This is a genomic window from Cupriavidus basilensis (genome assembly GCF_000876015.1).
GTDB lineage: Bacteria > Pseudomonadota > Gammaproteobacteria > Burkholderiales > Burkholderiaceae > Cupriavidus > Cupriavidus basilensis_B.
The window spans coordinates 1-17,182 of sequence record NZ_BBQM01000029.1 but is presented as its reverse complement, the minus strand read 5'-3'; the positions used below and the strand labels follow the sequence as shown (position 1 = coordinate 17,182).

At 69.3% G+C, this 17,182-nt stretch carries 17 protein-coding genes; 9 read left to right on the top strand and 8 right to left on the bottom strand.

All coding sequences use genetic code 11. From position 1 onward, the window contains the following. Nucleotides 1-160: 160 nt before the first annotated feature. Both KF708C_RS30055 and KF708C_RS30050 read right to left on the bottom strand, forming a co-directional pair. Nucleotides 161-607, bottom strand: a complete 447-nt coding sequence (locus KF708C_RS30055) for a hypothetical protein (RefSeq protein WP_059415234.1) — start codon at nucleotides 605-607, stop codon at nucleotides 161-163. 285 nt (nucleotides 608-892) lie between these two features. After that, nucleotides 893-1,777 carry a LysR family transcriptional regulator gene (locus KF708C_RS30050; RefSeq protein WP_029044317.1) on the bottom strand — a complete coding sequence of 295 codons (885 nt, stop codon included), beginning with the start codon at nucleotides 1,775-1,777 and terminating at the stop codon, nucleotides 893-895. A 159-nt stretch (nucleotides 1,778-1,936) separates the two neighbouring features. Here KF708C_RS30050 and KF708C_RS30045 point away from each other — a divergent pair, with 159 nt between their 5' ends. The 4 genes from KF708C_RS30045 (at nucleotide 1,937) to KF708C_RS30030 (ending at nucleotide 6,907) form a co-directional block, all read left to right on the top strand. After that, complete coding sequence (locus tag KF708C_RS30045) at nucleotides 1,937-2,953, top strand: TRAP transporter substrate-binding protein (protein ID WP_029044318.1); 1,017 nt, start codon at nucleotides 1,937-1,939, stop codon at nucleotides 2,951-2,953. After that, the gene (locus tag KF708C_RS30040) at nucleotides 2,950-4,827 is read left to right on the top strand and encodes a TRAP transporter large permease (protein ID WP_059415232.1); all 1,878 of its coding nucleotides are present in this window, start codon (nucleotides 2,950-2,952) and stop codon (nucleotides 4,825-4,827) included. Before KF708C_RS30045 ends, KF708C_RS30040 begins: the two co-directional genes overlap by 4 nt. A 57-nt stretch (nucleotides 4,828-4,884) precedes the next feature. Next, complete coding sequence (locus KF708C_RS30035; protein WP_059415230.1) at nucleotides 4,885-5,739, top strand: isocitrate lyase/PEP mutase family protein; 855 nt, start codon at nucleotides 4,885-4,887, stop codon at nucleotides 5,737-5,739. A gap of 190 nt (nucleotides 5,740-5,929) precedes the next feature. Beyond that, nucleotides 5,930-6,907: a LysR substrate-binding domain-containing protein gene (locus KF708C_RS30030; protein WP_059415229.1), complete on the top strand. Its 978-nt coding sequence runs from the start codon at nucleotides 5,930-5,932 to the stop codon at nucleotides 6,905-6,907. Nucleotides 6,908-6,960: 53 nt separating this feature from the next. Here the strand turns inward: KF708C_RS30030 and KF708C_RS30025 are convergent, their stop codons facing one another. From KF708C_RS30025 to KF708C_RS30000, 6 genes are all read right to left on the bottom strand, one after another. Then, nucleotides 6,961-8,103, bottom strand: a complete 1,143-nt coding sequence (locus KF708C_RS30025; RefSeq protein WP_059415228.1) for an enolase C-terminal domain-like protein — start codon at nucleotides 8,101-8,103, stop codon at nucleotides 6,961-6,963. Nucleotides 8,104-8,105: 2 nt separating this feature from the next. After that, nucleotides 8,106-9,098 (bottom strand): ABC transporter substrate-binding protein, encoded by a 993-nt coding sequence (locus KF708C_RS30020; RefSeq protein ID WP_059415225.1) that lies wholly within the window; start codon nucleotides 9,096-9,098, stop codon nucleotides 8,106-8,108. Nucleotides 9,099-9,161: 63 nt separating this feature from the next. Further along, entirely contained in the window at nucleotides 9,162-10,214 is a 1,053-nt protein-coding gene (locus KF708C_RS30015) for a carbon-nitrogen hydrolase family protein (protein WP_020206386.1), read from the bottom strand. Nucleotides 10,215-10,360: 146 nt separating this feature from the next. Next, nucleotides 10,361-11,353: an ABC transporter substrate-binding protein gene (locus KF708C_RS30010; protein WP_059415223.1), complete on the bottom strand. Its 993-nt coding sequence runs from the start codon at nucleotides 11,351-11,353 to the stop codon at nucleotides 10,361-10,363. A gap of 43 nt (nucleotides 11,354-11,396) precedes the next feature. Next, entirely contained in the window at nucleotides 11,397-12,251 is an 855-nt protein-coding gene (locus KF708C_RS30005) for an ABC transporter permease (RefSeq protein ID WP_020206388.1), read from the bottom strand. A 22-nt stretch (nucleotides 12,252-12,273) separates the two neighbouring features. Beyond that, nucleotides 12,274-13,044 carry an ABC transporter ATP-binding protein gene (locus KF708C_RS30000; protein WP_059415221.1) on the bottom strand — a complete coding sequence of 257 codons (771 nt, stop codon included), beginning with the start codon at nucleotides 13,042-13,044 and terminating at the stop codon, nucleotides 12,274-12,276. Nucleotides 13,045-13,368: 324 nt separating this feature from the next. On the opposite strand from KF708C_RS30000, the gene KF708C_RS29995 reads away from it, so the two are divergent. From KF708C_RS29995 to KF708C_RS29975, 5 genes are all read left to right on the top strand, one after another. After that, the gene (locus KF708C_RS29995) at nucleotides 13,369-13,845 is read left to right on the top strand and encodes a DUF305 domain-containing protein (RefSeq protein ID WP_059415219.1); all 477 of its coding nucleotides are present in this window, start codon (nucleotides 13,369-13,371) and stop codon (nucleotides 13,843-13,845) included. A gap of 16 nt (nucleotides 13,846-13,861) precedes the next feature. Further along, the gene (locus tag KF708C_RS29990) at nucleotides 13,862-15,343 is read left to right on the top strand and encodes a YncE family protein (protein WP_059415217.1); all 1,482 of its coding nucleotides are present in this window, start codon (nucleotides 13,862-13,864) and stop codon (nucleotides 15,341-15,343) included. A 109-nt stretch (nucleotides 15,344-15,452) separates the two neighbouring features. Further along, nucleotides 15,453-15,974: a sigma-70 family RNA polymerase sigma factor gene (locus tag KF708C_RS29985; protein ID WP_059415215.1), complete on the top strand. Its 522-nt coding sequence runs from the start codon at nucleotides 15,453-15,455 to the stop codon at nucleotides 15,972-15,974. After that, nucleotides 15,971-16,810 carry an anti-sigma factor family protein gene (locus KF708C_RS29980; RefSeq protein ID WP_059415212.1) on the top strand — a complete coding sequence of 280 codons (840 nt, stop codon included), beginning with the start codon at nucleotides 15,971-15,973 and terminating at the stop codon, nucleotides 16,808-16,810. The genes KF708C_RS29985 and KF708C_RS29980 overlap by 4 nt, the downstream gene beginning before the upstream one ends. A 147-nt stretch (nucleotides 16,811-16,957) precedes the next feature. Beyond that, nucleotides 16,958-17,182: hypothetical protein (locus KF708C_RS29975; protein WP_370552880.1), on the top strand; the 225-nt coding region annotated here is incomplete at its 3' end.

Below are 17,182 nucleotides of genomic sequence, written 5' to 3'. Positions count from 1 at the left end.
ACGAAAGGGGGCAGGCAAGACGGCTGCGCGCCCGCCACCGGCGCGCGCACGGCGCGCGGCGGCAGTCAGTCCGCGCGCGCGGTGGCGAGCGGACCGGGGCGCCCAGGCAATGGGAACGCATCCCGGGCGCGCGCGATGCGCGCCGGGATTGCCGGGGCTGTCAGATCAGGGAGATGGGCGGCTTGAAAAACGCCGCCGGCAACGGTGCCGGGGGTGCGGGGAACGGCCGCGCGCGCGCGATGGGCGGCGGCGAAACACGCACGGCGGGCAGCGCGAACAGCGCGCTGGATTCCTCGATCTCGTCGAGCAGGTCGAGCGGATCGAGCAGGTCGGCGGACCAGATCTCGCAGTAGCCAGGCGGCTCGTCCTCCGCCACCGCCACCGCTTCGGGCTCCGCCTCGGCCATCAGGCCGTCGTCGCCGGGCGCCACCACGCGGCCGGGATCGGCGATGCCGTCCAGCCCGTCGAGCGCGCGCGGCACCGCCGCGGCGAACGCCTCCGCGCGCGCCGCCTCGGGCTGCGCGCCGCCGGCATGCACGTTCGCCGCCGCCCCGAAGGACAGCAGAGACAGGCACAAGGCGGTGAGCAGGAACAGCAGGGATCGCATCGGTCTGGGGGCGAAAACGAGGGCAAAAAACAGGGGCGGTCCAGGTGGCGCGGCAACCGCTTGATGCAAGCGGCGCATGGATGGTGCGCGGCAGCATTGTAGCGTGGATGCTCAACATAGACAGGGAAAGGCACCCGGCGTTCCGTTGGAAACGGACAAGAATCCGGTGCGCTCCGGACATGGGCGCCGGGGGCGCCGGCGCGCCACCCGCGTGTTCCCGGTTCCCCTCCACGGAGGGCCGGCCCTCCGTGGGGATCGGAGATCATCGGGACGGCGGCTGCCCGCTCACGCCGCCGCGGCCTTGCCGCGCTCGCGCACCTGCCGGATGAACGCGCGCACCGCCGGCGCCTTCTCGTGGCGCCGGTGCGCCACCGCGATCTCGGTCGGCACCACGCCGCCGTGGATCTCGCGGTAGACCACGTCGGGAATCACGATGTGGTCGACCACCGAATGCGGCACCACCGCCACGCCCGACCCCAGCGACACCATCGTCACCACCGCCACGAGGCGGCCCGGGCGCGTCACGATCTGCGGATGGAACTGGCCGCGCCGGCCGATCTCCAGCGTGCCCGATTCCTGCTCCGGCAGGATGAAGCGCTCGTCGCGCAACTGGGCCGGATGCACCACGTCGAGCCGGGCCAGCGGCGACTCCGCGTGCAGCGCGAGCACGAAGCGCTCCCGCGCGATCACGATGCCGTCGATGCCGACCGGATAGGTCACGGGCGGGCGCAGGAACGCCACGTCCAGCGTGCCCGCCTCGATCAGTTGCGGCAGCCGCGCGAGCGCGCCTTCGCGCAGGTTGACCTCGAGGTCGGGATAGTGCTTGCGGTAGATCGACAGTTCCGCCTGGAGCACGCCGGAGTATGCCGTCGAGGCGATGTAGCCCACTTCGATGCGCCCGATCTCGCCGCGCCCGGCGCGGCGCACGGATTCCTCGGCCTGGGCGAACTGCTCCAGCGCGCGCCGCGCCTCGACCTGGAACACCTCGCCGGCCGAGGTCAACGACACCGAGCGCGTGGTCCGGTGGAACAGCCGCACGCCGAGCATGCGCTCGGCTTCCTGGATCTGCTTGGTCAGTGCCGGCGGCGAGATGTGCAGCAACTCCGCCGCGCGCACGAAATGCAGGCAATCCGCCACGGCCATGAAGCAACGAAAATGGCGCAATTCCATGATTTACAAGGGATTTATCTATTAACCAGATAGAAATTATTTAACGACACAATGATAATAGCTGCCGTGTTCCGACAGTCTAGACTTGCAACGCTGAGGCACGCGGGCATGGCCCGGGCGCCTCGCATTTCAACGAGACCAAGCGAGAGACAGACCGTCATGACGACACGGAGAACCTTCCTCAAGACCGCGGCTGTAGCCACTACCGCACTTTCCCCGGTAGCTTACATCCGCAGCGCGAATGCCGCGCCGGAATTCAAGCTGCGCTTCGGCAGCTACCAGCCCCCTTCCCACCCGGTGAATATTCGCGCCAAGGAAATGGCCGAGAAGATCCGCACCGAATCGGGCGGGCGCGTCGACTTCCAGGTCTACCCGAACTCGCAGCTTGGCAGCGACACCGACATGCTGTCGCAATTGCGCGCCGGCTCCATCGACTTTCTCGCGCTGTCGCCGCTGACGCTCGGCACGCTGCTGCCGGTGGTGCAGATCAGCGGCATCGGCTTTGCCTTCAAGGACTATGCGGCGGTGTGGGCGGCGATGGACGGCGAGCTCGGCGCCCACCTGCGCAACGAGATCGGCAAGACCTCGCTGTTCGCCTTCGAGCGGATCTGGGACAACGGCTACCGTCAGATCACCACCAGCAGCCGCCCGATCGCCACCCCGGACGACCTCAAGGGCCTGAAGATGCGCGTGCCGCCGGCGCCGATCTGGACCTCGATGTTCAAGGCGTTCAACGCCTCGCCCACCACCATCAGCATGCAGGACGTGTACACCTCGCTGCAGACCAAGGTGGTCGACGGCCAGGAAAATCCGCTGGTGCTCATCGAGGCGTCCAAGATCTACGAGGTGCAGAAGTTCTGCTCGCTGACCAACCACATGTGGGACGGCTTCTGGTTCCTCGGCAACAAGGCCAAGTTCGGCAAGCTGCCGGCCGACCTGCAGCAGGTCGTCACGCGCAACGTCAACGAAGCCGCGCTGAAGCAGCGCGCCGACACCAGGAAGACCAACGACGCGCTGGTCGACGACCTGCGCGGGCGCGGCCTCAAGTTCAACAGCGTGGAGCAGGAAGCCTTCCGCGCCAGGCTCCGCACCGCCGGCTTCTACGCCGAATGGCACCGCCGCTTCGGCGACGAGGCCTGGAGCCTGCTCGAGAAGTTCGGAGGAAAGATCTCGTGATCGAGCGGCCCCTGATCCCGGCGGCCGCGCTGCATCCTTCGGCCACGCCCCTGCTCGGCGCGCACCGGCTGCTGATGCGCTGCGTGGGCGCGCTGGCCGCGTGCCTGGTGTTGGCGGATACCTGCATCCTGCTGGCCGGCGTGGTGTCGCGCTACGTGTTCGACAACCCCCTGGACTGGACCGACGAGCTGGCCTCCACGCTGTTCATCTGGCTCACCATGCTGGGCGCGGTGCTGGCGCTCGACAAGGGCGAGCACATGCGCCTGACGGCGCTGGTGAACCGCCTGTCGCCGCGCTGGCAGGCGTGGCTGCAGACCATGTCGGCGCTGGTGGTGTGCGCCTTCGTGATGCTCATCATCGTGCCCGCCATCGGCCACGCGCACGACGAGATGGAAATCACCACGCCCGCGCTGGGCATGCCGGCCGGCTACCGCGCCGCCGCGCTGCCCGCCGGCGCGGTGCTGATGGCGCTGACCTCGCTCGCGGGCCTGCTCAAGCGCGCCTCGCTGCGCGACGCGCTGCAGGCGCTGGCCGTGCTCGCGGCCGTGGCCGGGCTGCTATGGCTGGCCGGGCCGCTGCTGCTGTCGATCGGCAACTACAACCTGCTGATCTTCTTCGTGCTGCTGCTGGGCGCGGCCATCGCCGCCGGCCAGCCGATCGCCTTCGCGTTCGGCGTGGCCACGCTGGCCTATATCGGGCTGGTCACGGACTCGCCGTATTCGGTGGTGGTGAGCCGCATCGACGAAGGCATGTCGCACATGATCCTGCTGTCGGTGCCGCTGTTCGTGCTGCTCGGCGCGCTGCTGGAAATCAGCGGCATGGCCAGGTCGCTGATCGACTTCATGGCCGCGCTGATCGGCCACACGCGCGGCGGGCTGCAGTTCACGCTGCTCGGCGCCATGTTCCTGGTCTCGGGCATCTCGGGCTCCAAGGTGGCCGACATGGCCGCCATCGCGCCGGCGCTGTTCCCGGAGATGAAGAAGCGGGGCTGCAAGCCGGAAGACCTCGTGGCGCTGCTCTCGTCCACGGGCGCGATGACCGAGACCATCCCGCCCAGCATCGTGCTGATCACCATCGGCGCCGTGTGCAGCGTCTCCATCACCGCGCTGTTTACCGGCGGGCTGATGCCGGCCGTGGTCGCCACGCTGGCCATCGCCGTGGTGTGCTGGGCGCGCGCGCGCCGCGAGCCGGCGCCGGGACTGGCGCGCGCGCCGCTGCGCGTGGTGCTGCGCACGCTGCTGTTCGCCGTGCCGGCGCTGGCGCTGCCGGTGCTGATCCGCTACGCGGTGGTCATGGGCGCGGCCACCGCGACCGAGGTGGCCACCGTGGGCGTGGCCTACATCGTGCTGGTCGGCATGATCGGCTGCTTCCTCTACCGCAACATCGACCTGCGCCGGCTCTATCCGACGCTGGTCGAGACCGCCACGCTGTCCGGCGCGATCCTGCTCACCATCGGCATGGCCACGGCGATGTCGTGGGCGCTGACCCAGTCGGGCTTCTCCGCCGACGTGGTGGACCTGATGGTGCGCGCCTCCGGCGGCGCGCCGGGCTTCCTGCTCATCACCATCCTGGCCTTCGTCATCCTCGGCAGCGTGCTGGAGGGCATTCCGGCGATCGTGCTGTTCGCGCCGCTGCTGTTCCCGGTGGCCAAGACGCTCGGCATCAACGAGGTGCACTACTCGATGGTGGTGATCCTGGCGATGGGCATGGGCATGTTCTCGCCGCCGTTCGGCGTGGGCTTCTATGCCGCCTGCTCGATCGGGCGCGTCTCCGCGGATGCCGTGTTCGGGCGCGTGTGGGGCTACCTGGGCGCGCTGCTGCTGGCGCTGCTGGTGGTGGCTTTCGTGCCGTGGCTGTCGGTCGGCTTTCTCTGACCTCGCACCGGGGCCCCGCGCGGCGGCCCCGGGCTTCTCTCCTTCAGATCCATTCCCATGACTTCCAAAGCAGAACTGCGCCTGCGCTTCAAGGCGCTCTTCGAAACCGGCGCCACCGTTCCCGCGGTGGGCGCCTTCGATCCGCTCAGCGCGTTGCTGGTGCAAAAGGCGGGCTTTCCCGTGGTCTACGTCGGCAGCTACGGCGTGGCTTCCTCGCGCGGCATGCCGGACGTCGGCCTGCTCACGCTGGACGAGCTGGTGGCCGCGGTCCGCTCGGTGGCGGACGCGGTCGACCTGCCGGTCGTCGCCGATGCCGAGAACGGCTTCTACAACCCCGCCAACATCTGGCGCGCCGTGCGCCTGTACGAGCGCGCGGGCGCCAGCGCGATCCACATCGACGACCATGAAAGCGGCAAGCACTCCGACCTGCCGCGCCGCCTGCTGCCGCTCGACGAGATGCTCGCGCGGCTGTGCGCCGCGCGGGACGCGCGGGACGACCCGAACTTCACCATCATCGCGCGCACGGACGCGGCCTGGGCCACCGGCAACATCGAGGACGCCGTCGCGCGCATGACCGCGTTCGCCAGGGCCGGCGCGGAAGTGGTGTTCGCCACCGGCATCAACGCCACGCAGCTGGCGGCGGTGCGCGAGCGCATCCCGGCCCACGTGGTGCTGGTCAACACGCCGCCCGAGACGCTGGCCCAGGAGCGCGCGGCGCGCGTGCAGATGGTCATCTATCACAACTTCTGCCTGAACGCCGCGACCCACGGCGTGACGCGCGCGCTGACACAGTTCCATGCCGCGCTCGACGTCACGGCGGCGGCGGACCTGATGGACAAGGTGGACGACGTCGAGGCGCTGCTGGACTACCAGGGCTACAACCAGCGCGGCGCTCAATACGGCATGCGCTAGCCGCCGGCGCGGCGCCTCGCCCTGGCCGTCCCGGCGCGATGACACCGTGCCGGGACGGGGCGGCCGGCGCGCGCGGCCGGGCACATGCGCGATGGTTTCCGGTGGCTTGCGGCACGCTTTCTGGCCGCTGCGGCACGCTTCTTGCTAGTTACCGGAAGCCTTTCCACCGCCCGCCTTTGCGCGCTTCTCCGTGTCGACCATCTCCTCCCGCCTGCCGCCGATCCACTGCCTGCTCGCATTCGAGGCCAGGGCGCGCCTCAAGAGCGGCGTGCTGGTGGCGCAGGAGCTGGCCATCACGCCGAGCGCGGTCAGCCACCGCATCCGCCAACTGGAAGACTTCACGCGGCTGACGCTGTTTACCAAGGTCAACGGCGAGATCATCCTCACGCCCGACGGCCAGTCGTATCTCGAAACGGTGCGCAGCGCGCTGTATGCGCTGAGCTACTTTCCGTCCTCGCGCGGCAGGACGATCAAGCCGCGCGCCAAGCTGCGGCTGAGTTCGCCGCCGACCTTCGCCACCCAGATCCTGCTGCCGCGCCTGGGCCTGATCAAGGAGCAGTTCCCGCAACTGGAGATCGACATCCAGCTCTCGGTGCCGCTGATCGGCGCCAAGGCCGAGCCGGCCGACATCGAGATCCGCTTCGGCGACGGGCGCTACACCGGGCGCAAGGTGGTGCGCATCCTCGACGAGCAGGTCATGGCCGCGTGCAGCCCCGCCTATGCCGAGCGGCACGGACCGTTCACGACGTTCCCGGACCTGCTGCGCGCGGACCTGCTGCGCTGCTCGATCGAGCCGTGGCGCCCCTGGTTCCAGGCCGCCGGCCTCGACTGGGAAGAACCGAACAGCATGTTCCAGTTTTCCGACGTGGGCCTGTTCGTCGACGCGGCGGCCCACGGCATGGGCATCGCGCTGGCCCGCCCCACCCTGATCCAGTCCCATCTGGCGAGCGGGCGCCTGATCACGCTCTACCCGGCCACCACCGCCACGCCCTACTACGCTTATTACGCCACCTGCCCGCCGGAGGCCTACGAGCGCCCCGAGGTGGAAGGCTTCATCGAGTGGCTGGAGAAGGAGCTGAACATCAGCACGCCCGGCGCCTACGGCGGCGCGCGCGCGGGCAAGCCCAGGCAGCGGCGCGGCGCGCCGGCGGAAGAGTTCGCGCGGTAGTTCGCACGACAGTTCGCACGACAGTCCACACAACGAGGCCGGCACGGATTCCGTCACGCCAGATACCTGCGCACCTGTTCTTCGTTCCACGCCATGCCGTGGCCGGGCCGGCGCGGCACGCGCACATGGCCGTGCACGACCTCGACCGGCTCCAGCAGGATGGGCTCGGCCATGCGGAAATACTCGAGCAGGTGCGCGCCCGGCGTGACCGTCATCAGGTGCGCGCTGACCTCCTGGTAGAAATGATTGGAGACCGGCACGTTGCGCGCGCCGCACAGGCTGGTTGCATCCAGCCAGCCGCTCACGCCGCCCACCTTGCCGAGGTCCGGCATCATCAGGTCGGAGGCGCCGGCGCGCAGGCTCTCGCCGATCTGCGCCGGGCCCCACAGGTTCTCGCCCAGCTGGATCGGCGTGTCGACGGCGGCGGCGATCTGCGCGTGTCCGTGCAGGTCGTCGTAGCGCGTGGGCTCCTCGATCCAGGCCAGGCCGTAGCCGTCCAGCGCCTTGCAGCGCACCACCGCCTCGGCCACGGACAGGCTCTGGTTGTAGTCCACCAGCAGCGCCGCGCGGCCCTGCATCGCCGCCAGCGCGGCTTCGACGATCTCCAGGTCGGTGGCCAGCGACGCATGGCCGATCTTGATCTTGACGAAACCGAAGCCCTGCTCGAGCGCCGCTCCCACGTGCCGCACGATCTGCTCGCGGTCTTCCATGCCGTAGCTGGCATAGGCGCGCACGCGGTCGTTCGCCGACAGGTCCGCGCCGAGCAGCGCCGCCAGCGGCTGGCCGAGGAACTTCGCCCAGGCGTCCCACAGCGCCATGTCGATGGCCGACAGCACCATGTCGAGCAGGCCGACGCTGCCGAGCAGCCTGAACCGGGCGCGCAGGCCGGCCATGACCTGGCGCGGCGCCAGCGCGGCGCCGGCGAGCTGCGCCGTCACGTCCTCGCACAGCGCGGCCACGGCGCGCAGCGCGGTGGGCGTGTAGGTGAACAGGTAGGCGTGGCCGGTCACGCCGGCGCTGGTGTGCAGGTCGAGCAGGATCATCGGCGCGGCCGGCATCGTGCCGCTGGCCGTGCGCAGCGGCTGCGCGAACGGCACCACGAGCTGGCGCACGCGGCAGGCCCGGATCGTCGGCAGGTCCGCGCCGCGCGCCGCCGCGCGCTCGCCCATGATGGCTCCCCAGAAGGCATCGGCCATGATCAGTTCCCGAGCGCGGCCTGGATGTACTTGCGCGAGACCACCTTGGCGTAGTCCGGCATGGCCTTGAGGTTGCCGAGCTCGACCTGCGTCGCCATCGCGTTCTCGAACGCCTTGGGCGAGATGTCGACCGAGGTCGAGTAGATCTTGCCCTCGATCATGCGGCGCACGGCGGCGTCGATGACCTTGGGATCGAGCGAGGGGAACTCGGTCCTGGCGATGGCGATGGTGCCGTCCACGTCCTTCTGCATGTAGACCACGGCCTGCTGCAGCGCCTTGACGAAGCGCGTCGCCGTGTCCGGGTCCACGCCGCGGCGGGTGCTGATGGCAGCCACCGTGTACTCGCTGGCCATGCTGGAGAAGCCGTACACCACCTTCATGCCCTTGGCCGCGACCTGGTCGAGCCCGGGCTGGTACAGCACGCCGAACCTGGCCTGCCCGGCCAGCAGCGGGCCCGGCTCGGAGCCGATCTGGACCTGCGAGATCTTGACGTCCTTGCCGGGCGTGAGGCCGTTCTGCCGCAGCAGCTTCATGAACAGCGAGGTGCTGGTGGTGGGCATCTGGCCCGCCACCACGGTCTGGCCCTTGAGGTCGGCAACCGAGTCGAACTTCGCGTCGGGCGCGGCGGCGATCCAGAACGACGGCCGGCTCACCACGCTGGCGATCACCTGCACGTCGGCGCCCTTCTCCGCGGCGATCGCGCTCCATTCGGGGCCGTGCAGCGAGAAGTCGGCCGCGCCGGCCAGCAGCGCGGACAGCGCCGCGTTGGCCGAGCCGGCGGTCTGCTTGGTCACGGTCAGGCCCTGCTTGTCGAAGAAGCCGCCGTCGATGGCCACGTAGACCGGCAGCAGCTGGATGGACTGGAACAGTTGCGACAGCACCACCGTCTTGTTCTCGGCGAGCGCGAGCTGGCTCGCGCCCAGCAGGCAGGCCGCGGCGGCGAGGCGGGGCAGGAAATGCTGGAAGCACTGGATGCGCTTGAGGCTGGAAATCATGATGCGGCTCCGAATGGCGGATGACTGGGCGGGCGGCGGCGCACGGCGCCGCCGCGTGCTGCTTCAGTTGACGGCTTCGGCCTCGGGCACGCCCTTCCAGGCGCGCTCGCCGTATTCGCCGTCGCCGGCGCCGTCCGCGCCGTCGCCGCCGAAGCTCGCCGGCGCGTGCGCGTGGCGGTGCACGCGCAGGTCGAACACGTCGAAGCGGTTGTAGTAGCCGACCACGTCCTGGAACTGCTTGGGCACCACGCAGCGCGCGATGTCGATGTCCGCGTAGGCGATGCCTTCCTCGTCGCGCAGCACCTCGCTGATGGGCGCGCCGTCCGGGCCGAGGATCATCGACACGCTGCGGGACGCTTCGTCGATCACGCGGTGCACGGCCGGATTGCCGCGCGCGATCATGTCGATCACGGCGGGCTGCAGATAGCTCGACGACACCACGTTGAACAGCTTGCCCTCGAAGGCGTGGGCGCCAGCGCGCAGCTTGATCGACGCTTCCAGGTCATAGGCGGGCTGCCCGGCCGGATGCGTGGGAAAGCGCGGCGAGAAGCTGGAGACGTGCACGTTCTCGCCCTGCGACATCAGCGCGAAGCGCGCCAGCGAATTGGTGTTCTCGCCGCAGATCAGCGCGCCGATGCGGCCGATGCGGGTATCCACCACGCGCAGGCCGCTGCCGTCGCCCATCGCCCACACCAGCTTCTCGTAGTAGGTCGGCATCAGCTTGCGGTGGCGGTTGAGGATGCTGCCGTCGTCGCCGATCAGCACGTTGGTGTCCCACACGCAGCCGACGCTGTTGGGCGTCGACTCGTTGATGCCGATCGAGACGAACACGCCGTGCTCCTTGGCGGCGCGGCGGATGCGGGCCATCTCGGGGCCGTCGATGGTCACCGAGGAAGCGGCCAGCTTGACGAAGAACTCGTGGGTCTCCACCGGCGCCCACACGCCGGCCCAGACCGGGAAGGCCGAGATGAAGGCCTCGGGAAACGCGACCAGCGAGGCGCCGTTGCGCGCGGCCTCGGCGATCCAGTCGCAGGCCTTGTCGACGCAGGCGTCGCTGTCGAAGAAGACCGAGGAGATATGGCAGGCCGCGGCCTTGAAGGAGGGATAGGTTCTCATGATCGTGTGTGCAGGCAACAGAGGGGTAGGCGATGGTGTCCGGCACCATCGCAGCTGGAAACGGAAAAAGGGAAACAGGTAAGGCGGTGAAGCGGCGCAGCGGCGCAGCGGCGCAGCGGCGCGGCGGTGAGGCAGGCCGCGCCGGCCTAGCGGGCGGCGTCCACGCGCGCGATGCCGCCTTCGATCAGCTTGCGGGCGACCAGCGTGTCGTAGTCGGGCTGGCTTTTCAGGTTGCCCAGCGCGATCTGCGTGTCCATCGCGATGCGCAGTGCGTCGGGCGAGATGGCCACGGTGGTGGCGTAGACCTGCTCGGCCAGCATGCGCTTGACGGCGGCTTCGACCACGGCGGGATCGATCGAGGGGAACTCCGTCCTGGCGATGGCGACGGCCTCGGCCGGGTGGGTGTTCATGAAGCGCAGCGCGGACTCCATCGCCGCGATGAAGCGCCGGGCGGTGTCGGCATCCACGGACTTGCGCGCGGTGATGGCCGACAGCAGGTAGGGGCCGTACTGGCGCGGAAAGCTGTGCACGACCTTGAAGCCCTTGGCCACCGCCTGCTCCAGCGCCGGCTGGTAGAACACGCCCACGCTCGCCTGGCCGGCCAGCAGCGGGCCCAGCTCGGCGCCGGCCTGGACCTGCTTGACGGTGATGCCGGCGGCGGCCGGGTCGATCTTGTTGTCGCGCAGCAGCTTGGAGAACAGCGAGGTGCTGGCGATCGGCATCATGCCGGTCGACACGGTCTGCCCGGCGAAGTCCTTCGGCCCGGTGTACTTCAGGTCCGGTGCCGCGGCGATCCAGACCGCGGCGCGGTTGACCACGCCGGCGATGACCTGCACGTCGGCGCCCTTGGAGGCGGCGATGGCGGTCCACTCGGGGCCGTGCAGCGAGAACTCCGCGCTGCCCGCGATCACCGCCGACAGCGACGCATTGGGCGAGCCCGAGGTCTGCTTGGTCACGTCCAGCCCCTGCTGCGCGAAGAAGCCGTGGTCGAGCGCCACGTAGAGCGGCAGGAACATCACCGACTGGAACAACTGCGACACCACCACCTTCTTCGGTGCCTGGGCCGAGGCGGGCGCGGCGGCCACCAGGGCCGCTGCCAGGCCCAGCATGCATGCGGTTCGCTTGAGTAGGTTCTTCATGAAAGGCTCACGTGGAATGGACGACATGGGGAAAAGGCGCGCGTCAGACATTGAGGCTGGCGTGGTGCACGTCGTCTTTCCAGGGCAGCAGCTTGCGCTCGATGTAGTCGATGACGAAGTACAGCCCGAAGCCGATCACCATCAGCGTGAACAGGCCGGCCCACACCGTATTCAGGTCGTAGAGCCCGGACGCGGTGAAGATCATGTGGCCCAGGCCGTGCTCGGACGAAATGAACTCGCCCACCACCGCGCCCACCAGGCCGAAGCCGATGTTGATGCGGAAGGTGGAGATCATGGCCGGCAGCGAGGACGGCACGATCACCTTGAAGAACACGTCGTGCTTCTCCGCGCCCAGCGTCACCAGCAGCGTCTGGAAATCGACGTCGGCGTCCTTGGCCGCCTGGTACGCCGCGATCAGCGCCACGATGGCGGTCAGCGAGACGGCCAGCGCGACCTTCGACACCAGGCCCGTGCCGAACCACAGGATCACGATCGGGCCGAAGGCGATCTTGGGAATGCTGTTGACCGCGATGATGAACGGCTCGGTCAGGCGCGCGATGAACGGCGAATACCACAGCGCCAGCCCCAGGACGGAGCCCACCAGCGTGCCGATCACGAAGCCCAGGATCGACTCCATCAGCGTGTAGCCGCTGTCGCGCAGCAGGTCGCCGCTGGCCATGCCGCGCGCCAGCGCCTTGTAGATCTCGGCCGGCGAGCCGACCATGAAGGACGACACCCAGCCGATGTCGGCGCCGAGCTGCCAGACCCACAGGAACAGCACCAGGGCCGCGACCTGGATGGCCGAGCGCCCCCAGCCGTTGTCCAGGACATGCGTTTTCTTCTTGCGGCGCGCGCGCGCCGGGGCAACCGGCGGCGCGCCGGAAATAGCGTGGCTCATGTTCACTCCCGTTCTTGGAAAATCAGTGCTGGCGCGTCTGGATGTCCAGCTCGGCGCATAGCTGGTGGAAATAGCCCGAGAAATGCGGATGGCTGCGCGCCCCGATCGGCGACTTCTCGCCGATGTCGATGTCGTAGACCTGCTTGACGTGCGAGGGCTTGCCCGCCAGCACCACCACCCGCTTGGACAGCGCGACCGCCTCGTCGATGTCGTGCGTGACCAGGATCACCGTCTTCTTGAAGGTATCGACCGCCTCCAGCAGCACGCCCTCCAGGTACAGGCGGGTCTGGTAGTCGAGCGCCGAGAACGGCTCGTCGAGCAGCAGCACGTCCGGGTCCGAGATCAGCGTGCGGATCAGCGCCACGCGCTGGCGCATGCCGCCCGAGAGGGTCTTGGGGTAGTTGTTCTCGAAGCCGCCGAGCCCGAAGGTGTTGAGGTATTCGAGCGCGTTGTCGCGCGCCTCCGCGGCGGGCATCCGCTTGAGCTCGGGCGCCAGCATGACGTTCTCGAGCACGGTGCGCCACGGGAACAGCAGGTCGCGCTGCATCATGTAGCCGACCTTGCCGCGCAGGCCCGTGACCTGCTGGCCGCGATAGCTGATCTCGCCGGTATCGGGGTCGAGCAGCCCGGCGATGATGTTGAAGATGGTGGTCTTGCCGCAGCCGCTGGGGCCGATGATGCTGACGAAATCCTGCTCGTTCACGTCGAAGGTCAGGCCGCCGAGTACGTCGACCGTCTTTCCCTTGGTCGGGAAGGATTTCTTGACACCTTTGAGGCTCAGTAACTTGTGCATGATGTTGGATCCGGAAATGGCGATGGCGCGGGGTATCGGGATTTGCGGACGAAGGCGTTTCAAACCGACGGGCCCATCTTCAGGGTTCGCGGCCACTTTGGAAATTGAAAGAGACAACCTCGGGGATGCAGTATTTTTCAATGCCCCCGGAACGCGCATGCCTGCGCGCGCCGCGCACGGATGCGGTGCCTGGGCGCAAGTGTTCCTTGCGCCTCCCCCGGGCGCGCCCCGAAAAAATTTGCGCGGCGGCGGAATAAGCGCGGACGGTCCGCGTCTACCCCATCAGCGGCCCCATCGGGGCCTCATGACGACAAGGGGAAAAGGATGGCGATCCTGCACGCTTCACCGCGCCGGCTGGCCCGCGCCGGCGCTGGCCTGATGCTGGCGCTCGCGCTGTGCGCGTCGGCGGGCACGGCCACGGCCACGGCCACGGGCGGCTCGGACGAAGAGAAATTCATGGCCGAGAACGACGCCGCCATGACGAAGATGATGGACGGCATGGCGGTCAAGCCCAGCGGCGACATCGACGCGGACTTCGCCGCGATGATGATTCCGCACCACCAGGGTGCCATCGACATGGCGATGTCCGAGCTGCGCTACGGCCACAACGAGCAGTTGCGGCGCATCGCGCAGGAAATCATCGTCGACCAGCTGCAGGAAATCGCCGCGATGCGGCTGGCGCTCGGCCAGCCGCTGCCCCCGTCCGAACCGGCGCCGACGCAGGCCGGCCCCGGCCAGCCGGCTACCCCAACCGCCCCGGCCGATCCGGCCACCCACAACCACGCCATGCACGCACACTGACACCAAGGCCCACACCATGACCCGAAATCCCTTCAGGAAGACCGCCTCCCTCGCCCTGCCCCTCGCGCTCGCGCTCGGCATGGGCGCCGCCTGCGCCGGGCAGGCGCCCGGCGCGCTGGGCGCCGCCGACATCCCGGTCAGCCACCGCGACCGCATCTACGCCGCCGAGCAGTTCTCCAACACCGTCTCGGTCACGGACCCCGCGGACAACAAGCTGCTGGGCGTGATCCGCCTCGGCGACCCGGCGCCGGGCAATTTCAGCCCGCTGTACCGCGGCCAGGTGCTGGTGCACGGCATGGGCTTCTCGCCCGACCACCGCACGCTGGCGGTGGTGTCGATCGGCTCGAACTCGGTCTCGTTCATCGACACCGCGACCAACGCGGTCAAGCACGTCACCTACGTGGGCCGCTCGCCGCACGAGGCGTTCTACACGCCGGACGGCAAGGAAGTGTGGGTCACGGTGCGCGGCGAGAACTACATCGCCGTGCTCGACGCCGCCACCTTCGAGGAAAAGACCCGCATCACCGTCGCCGGCGGGCCCGGCATGCAGATCTTCTCGCCGGACGGCAAGTACGGCTACATCTGCTCGTCGTTCAACCCTGATACCGCCGTGGTCACGGTGGCCGACCACAAGATCGTCGGCCACGTGAAGCAGGAAAGCCCGTTCTGCCCCAACATCGCCGCCACGCCCGACGGCAAGCAGGTGTGGTTCACGCTCAAGGACGTGGGCCGCACCCAGGTCTTCGAGGCGCTGCCGCCGTTCCGCCCGCTCAAGACCATCGAGACCGGCCCGATCACCAACCACGTCAATTTCGCGCGCACGGCGGGCGGCACCTTCGCCTACGTCAGCGTCGGCGGCCTAAACCAGGTCAAGGTGTTCCGCACCGACGACTTCTCCCAGGTGGCGACCATTCCGGTGGGCAGCCTGCCGCACGGCGTGTGGCCGTCCGGCGACGGCACGCGCATCTACGTCGGCCTGGAGAACGCCGACCAGCTCGCGGCCATCGACACGGCCAGCAACAAGGTGGTCGCCAACGTGCCGGTCGGCCAGGCCCCGCAGGCGATCAACTACGTGCCCGACGCGGTGCCCGAAGGCGCCGGCACGGACGGCCTGCAGCAGCTCGGCGTGGCCGGCCAGACCACGCAGCTGAAGCTGCTGCGCGTCGCCGACGGCAAGCCGGTCGCCGCGGACAACGCGCCGACCAGCGTCACGCTGTTCGACCAGGGCCTGCTCCAGGTGCTGCAGGCTTCGGCCACCGGACTGCAGCCGAAGCAGCCCTACGTGCTCGCGCTGGCCAGCCAGGCCGACGGCACGGGCATACTGGAGCCGCTCGCGTCGTTCATGACCAATCCGGCGGGCTCGGCCATCGTCAACGCCATCGGCCCGATCCGCCAGGTGGTGCAGGGCGGCGACGGCGCGCAGGCGCGGCGCTACCTCGTCATCGCGCCGGCCGCGAACGGCAAGCCGGCCGCGCCGGTCCAGGTGCAGGCGCTGTAGGGAAACGGCAGCCGGAAGGCGGCAACCGCGCCAGCCGGCGGACCGCCGGCTGGCTGTGGCATGATGCCGCGCGGCCGGGTGTACCAGGGAGGACATCGCAGTGAAAGACATGTTGCATCAAGTCGAGCCGCTGATACCGGCGCTGCGCCGCTATGCGCGCGCGCTGCTGCGCGAGCAGGCGGCCGCCGACGATCTGGTGCAGGACTGCCTGGAGAAGGTCATCACCTACTGGGACAGCCGCCGCAGCAACGACGACACGCGCAGCTGGGTGTTCGCCATCCTGCACAACCTGGCCGTCACCGCGCTGCGCCGGCGCGCCGGCGGGCTGGGCACGCACGTCGCGCTCGAGGACGTCGACGAAGCCCTGATGGCGTCGCGCGCCACCCAGGAAGACGCGCTGCGCCACCGCGACCTGATGAACGCGCTCGACGCGCTGCCCGCGGACCAGCGCAGCATACTGCTGCTGGTCTCGGTGGAAGACATGTCCTACGCGGACGCCGCGCGCGTGCTGGACATCCCGATCGGCACCGTGATGTCGCGGCTGTCCCGCGCGCGGGAGAAACTGCTGAGGATCATGGAGACCGGCGCGGCCGGGGCGGCCACGAAGTCTGCATTGCGGAGGGTGAAATGAGCGACAACCGGAACGACGGCTGGCACGGCAACGATGGCGGGAACGACGGCCGGCCGGTGCAGGAAGAAGAGCTGCTGGCCTACGTCGACGGCGCGCTGGACGCGGCGCGGCGCCACCAGATCGACGCATACCTGCGGCATCATCCCGACGTCGCGCGCCGCGTCGAAGGTTATGTCGCGCAACGCGCGCAACTGCGCGCCGCCTTCGCCCCCATCGCCCGCGAGCCGGTGCCGCCCGAGCTGAACCTGAGCCGCATGCTGGAGGCGCGGCGCGCGCGCACCGGCGCGCCGTGGCGGCTGGCCGCGTCGGTCTTCGTCGCGCTGTGCCTGGGCGGCATGGGCGGCTGGATCGGGCGCGCCGCCACCGAACCCGCGGCCGGCGGCATCGCGGCGCTGGCGCGCGAGGCCACCGCGAGCTACCAGGTGTTCGCCTCCGACCCGGTGCGCCCGGTGGAGATCAGCGCCAGCGACAGCGCCGACCTGCTCAAGTGGGTCTCCACGCGGCTGCGGCGCCCGATCGCCCTGCCGGACCTCGCGCAGTCCGGCTACCGCTACATCGGCGGGCGGCTGGTGGCCACCGAGCACGGCCCGGCCGGCCTGTTCATGTACGACGACGGACACGGCACGCGCGTGGCCATGCTGGTGCGGCCGATGGCGACCGAGCAGAACATGCCGATGAAGGCCCACGCCCAGGCCGGCGTGGCCGGCTACTCGTGGGCGGCCCAGGGCCTGGGCTACAGCCTGGTGGCGGCGGACTCCACGCGGGGCCTGCATCCGCTGGCCGACGAGATGCGCCGTCAGCTCGGCGAGCAGGCGCGCAAGGCGCCGCCCGCGTAGGTCGCCGCGCAGCGGATTTCAACATCGCTTGAGATCATTTCAATACCCGCGCCGGGCGTTTGCCGGATACTTGGTGCCATCGCCCGGCACCGCCGGCGGCCCGCCGGTGTTCCGCATCCGGCTATTGCCTCCTTTCCGCCTTCCGCAATGTCCGAAGAAAACCCCTCCAGCCAGAACCCCAGCCGCGACGCCTTCCGCCAGGCGGCGCTCGAATACCACGAATTTCCCACGCGCGGCAAGATTTCCGTCACGCCGACCAAGCCGATGTCCAACCAGCATGACCTGGCGCTGGCCTACTCCCCCGGCGTGGCCGCGGCCTGCGAGGAGATCGTGGTCGATCCGGCCAACTCGTTCCGCTACACCGCGCGCGGT

Bases quoted from the DNA above. Each gene is read 5' to 3' on its own strand.
- KF708C_RS29980 (WP_059415212.1), top strand. From the start codon at position 15,971: ATGAGCGACAACCGGAACGACGGCTGGCACGGCAACGATGGCGGGAAC.
- KF708C_RS30020 (WP_059415225.1), bottom strand. From the start codon at position 9,098: ATGATTTCCAGCCTCAAGCGCATCCAGTGCTTCCAGCATTTCCTGCCC.
- KF708C_RS30010 (WP_059415223.1), bottom strand. From the start codon at position 11,353: ATGAAGAACCTACTCAAGCGAACCGCATGCATGCTGGGCCTGGCAGCG.
- KF708C_RS29985 (WP_059415215.1), top strand. From the start codon at position 15,453: ATGTTGCATCAAGTCGAGCCGCTGATACCGGCGCTGCGCCGCTATGCG.
- KF708C_RS30055 (WP_059415234.1), bottom strand. From the start codon at position 607: ATGCGATCCCTGCTGTTCCTGCTCACCGCCTTGTGCCTGTCTCTGCTG.
- KF708C_RS30035 (WP_059415230.1), top strand. From the start codon at position 4,885: ATGACTTCCAAAGCAGAACTGCGCCTGCGCTTCAAGGCGCTCTTCGAA.
- KF708C_RS29995 (WP_059415219.1), top strand. From the start codon at position 13,369: ATGGCGATCCTGCACGCTTCACCGCGCCGGCTGGCCCGCGCCGGCGCT.
- KF708C_RS30005 (WP_020206388.1), bottom strand. From the start codon at position 12,251: ATGAGCCACGCTATTTCCGGCGCGCCGCCGGTTGCCCCGGCGCGCGCG.
- KF708C_RS29990 (WP_059415217.1), top strand. From the start codon at position 13,862: ATGACCCGAAATCCCTTCAGGAAGACCGCCTCCCTCGCCCTGCCCCTC.
- KF708C_RS30025 (WP_059415228.1), bottom strand. From the start codon at position 8,103: ATGGCCGATGCCTTCTGGGGAGCCATCATGGGCGAGCGCGCGGCGGCG.
- KF708C_RS30045 (WP_029044318.1), top strand. From the start codon at position 1,937: ATGACGACACGGAGAACCTTCCTCAAGACCGCGGCTGTAGCCACTACC.
- KF708C_RS30000 (WP_059415221.1), bottom strand. From the start codon at position 13,044: ATGCACAAGTTACTGAGCCTCAAAGGTGTCAAGAAATCCTTCCCGACC.
- KF708C_RS30015 (WP_020206386.1), bottom strand. From the start codon at position 10,214: ATGAGAACCTATCCCTCCTTCAAGGCCGCGGCCTGCCATATCTCCTCG.
- KF708C_RS30050 (WP_029044317.1), bottom strand. From the start codon at position 1,777: ATGGAATTGCGCCATTTTCGTTGCTTCATGGCCGTGGCGGATTGCCTG.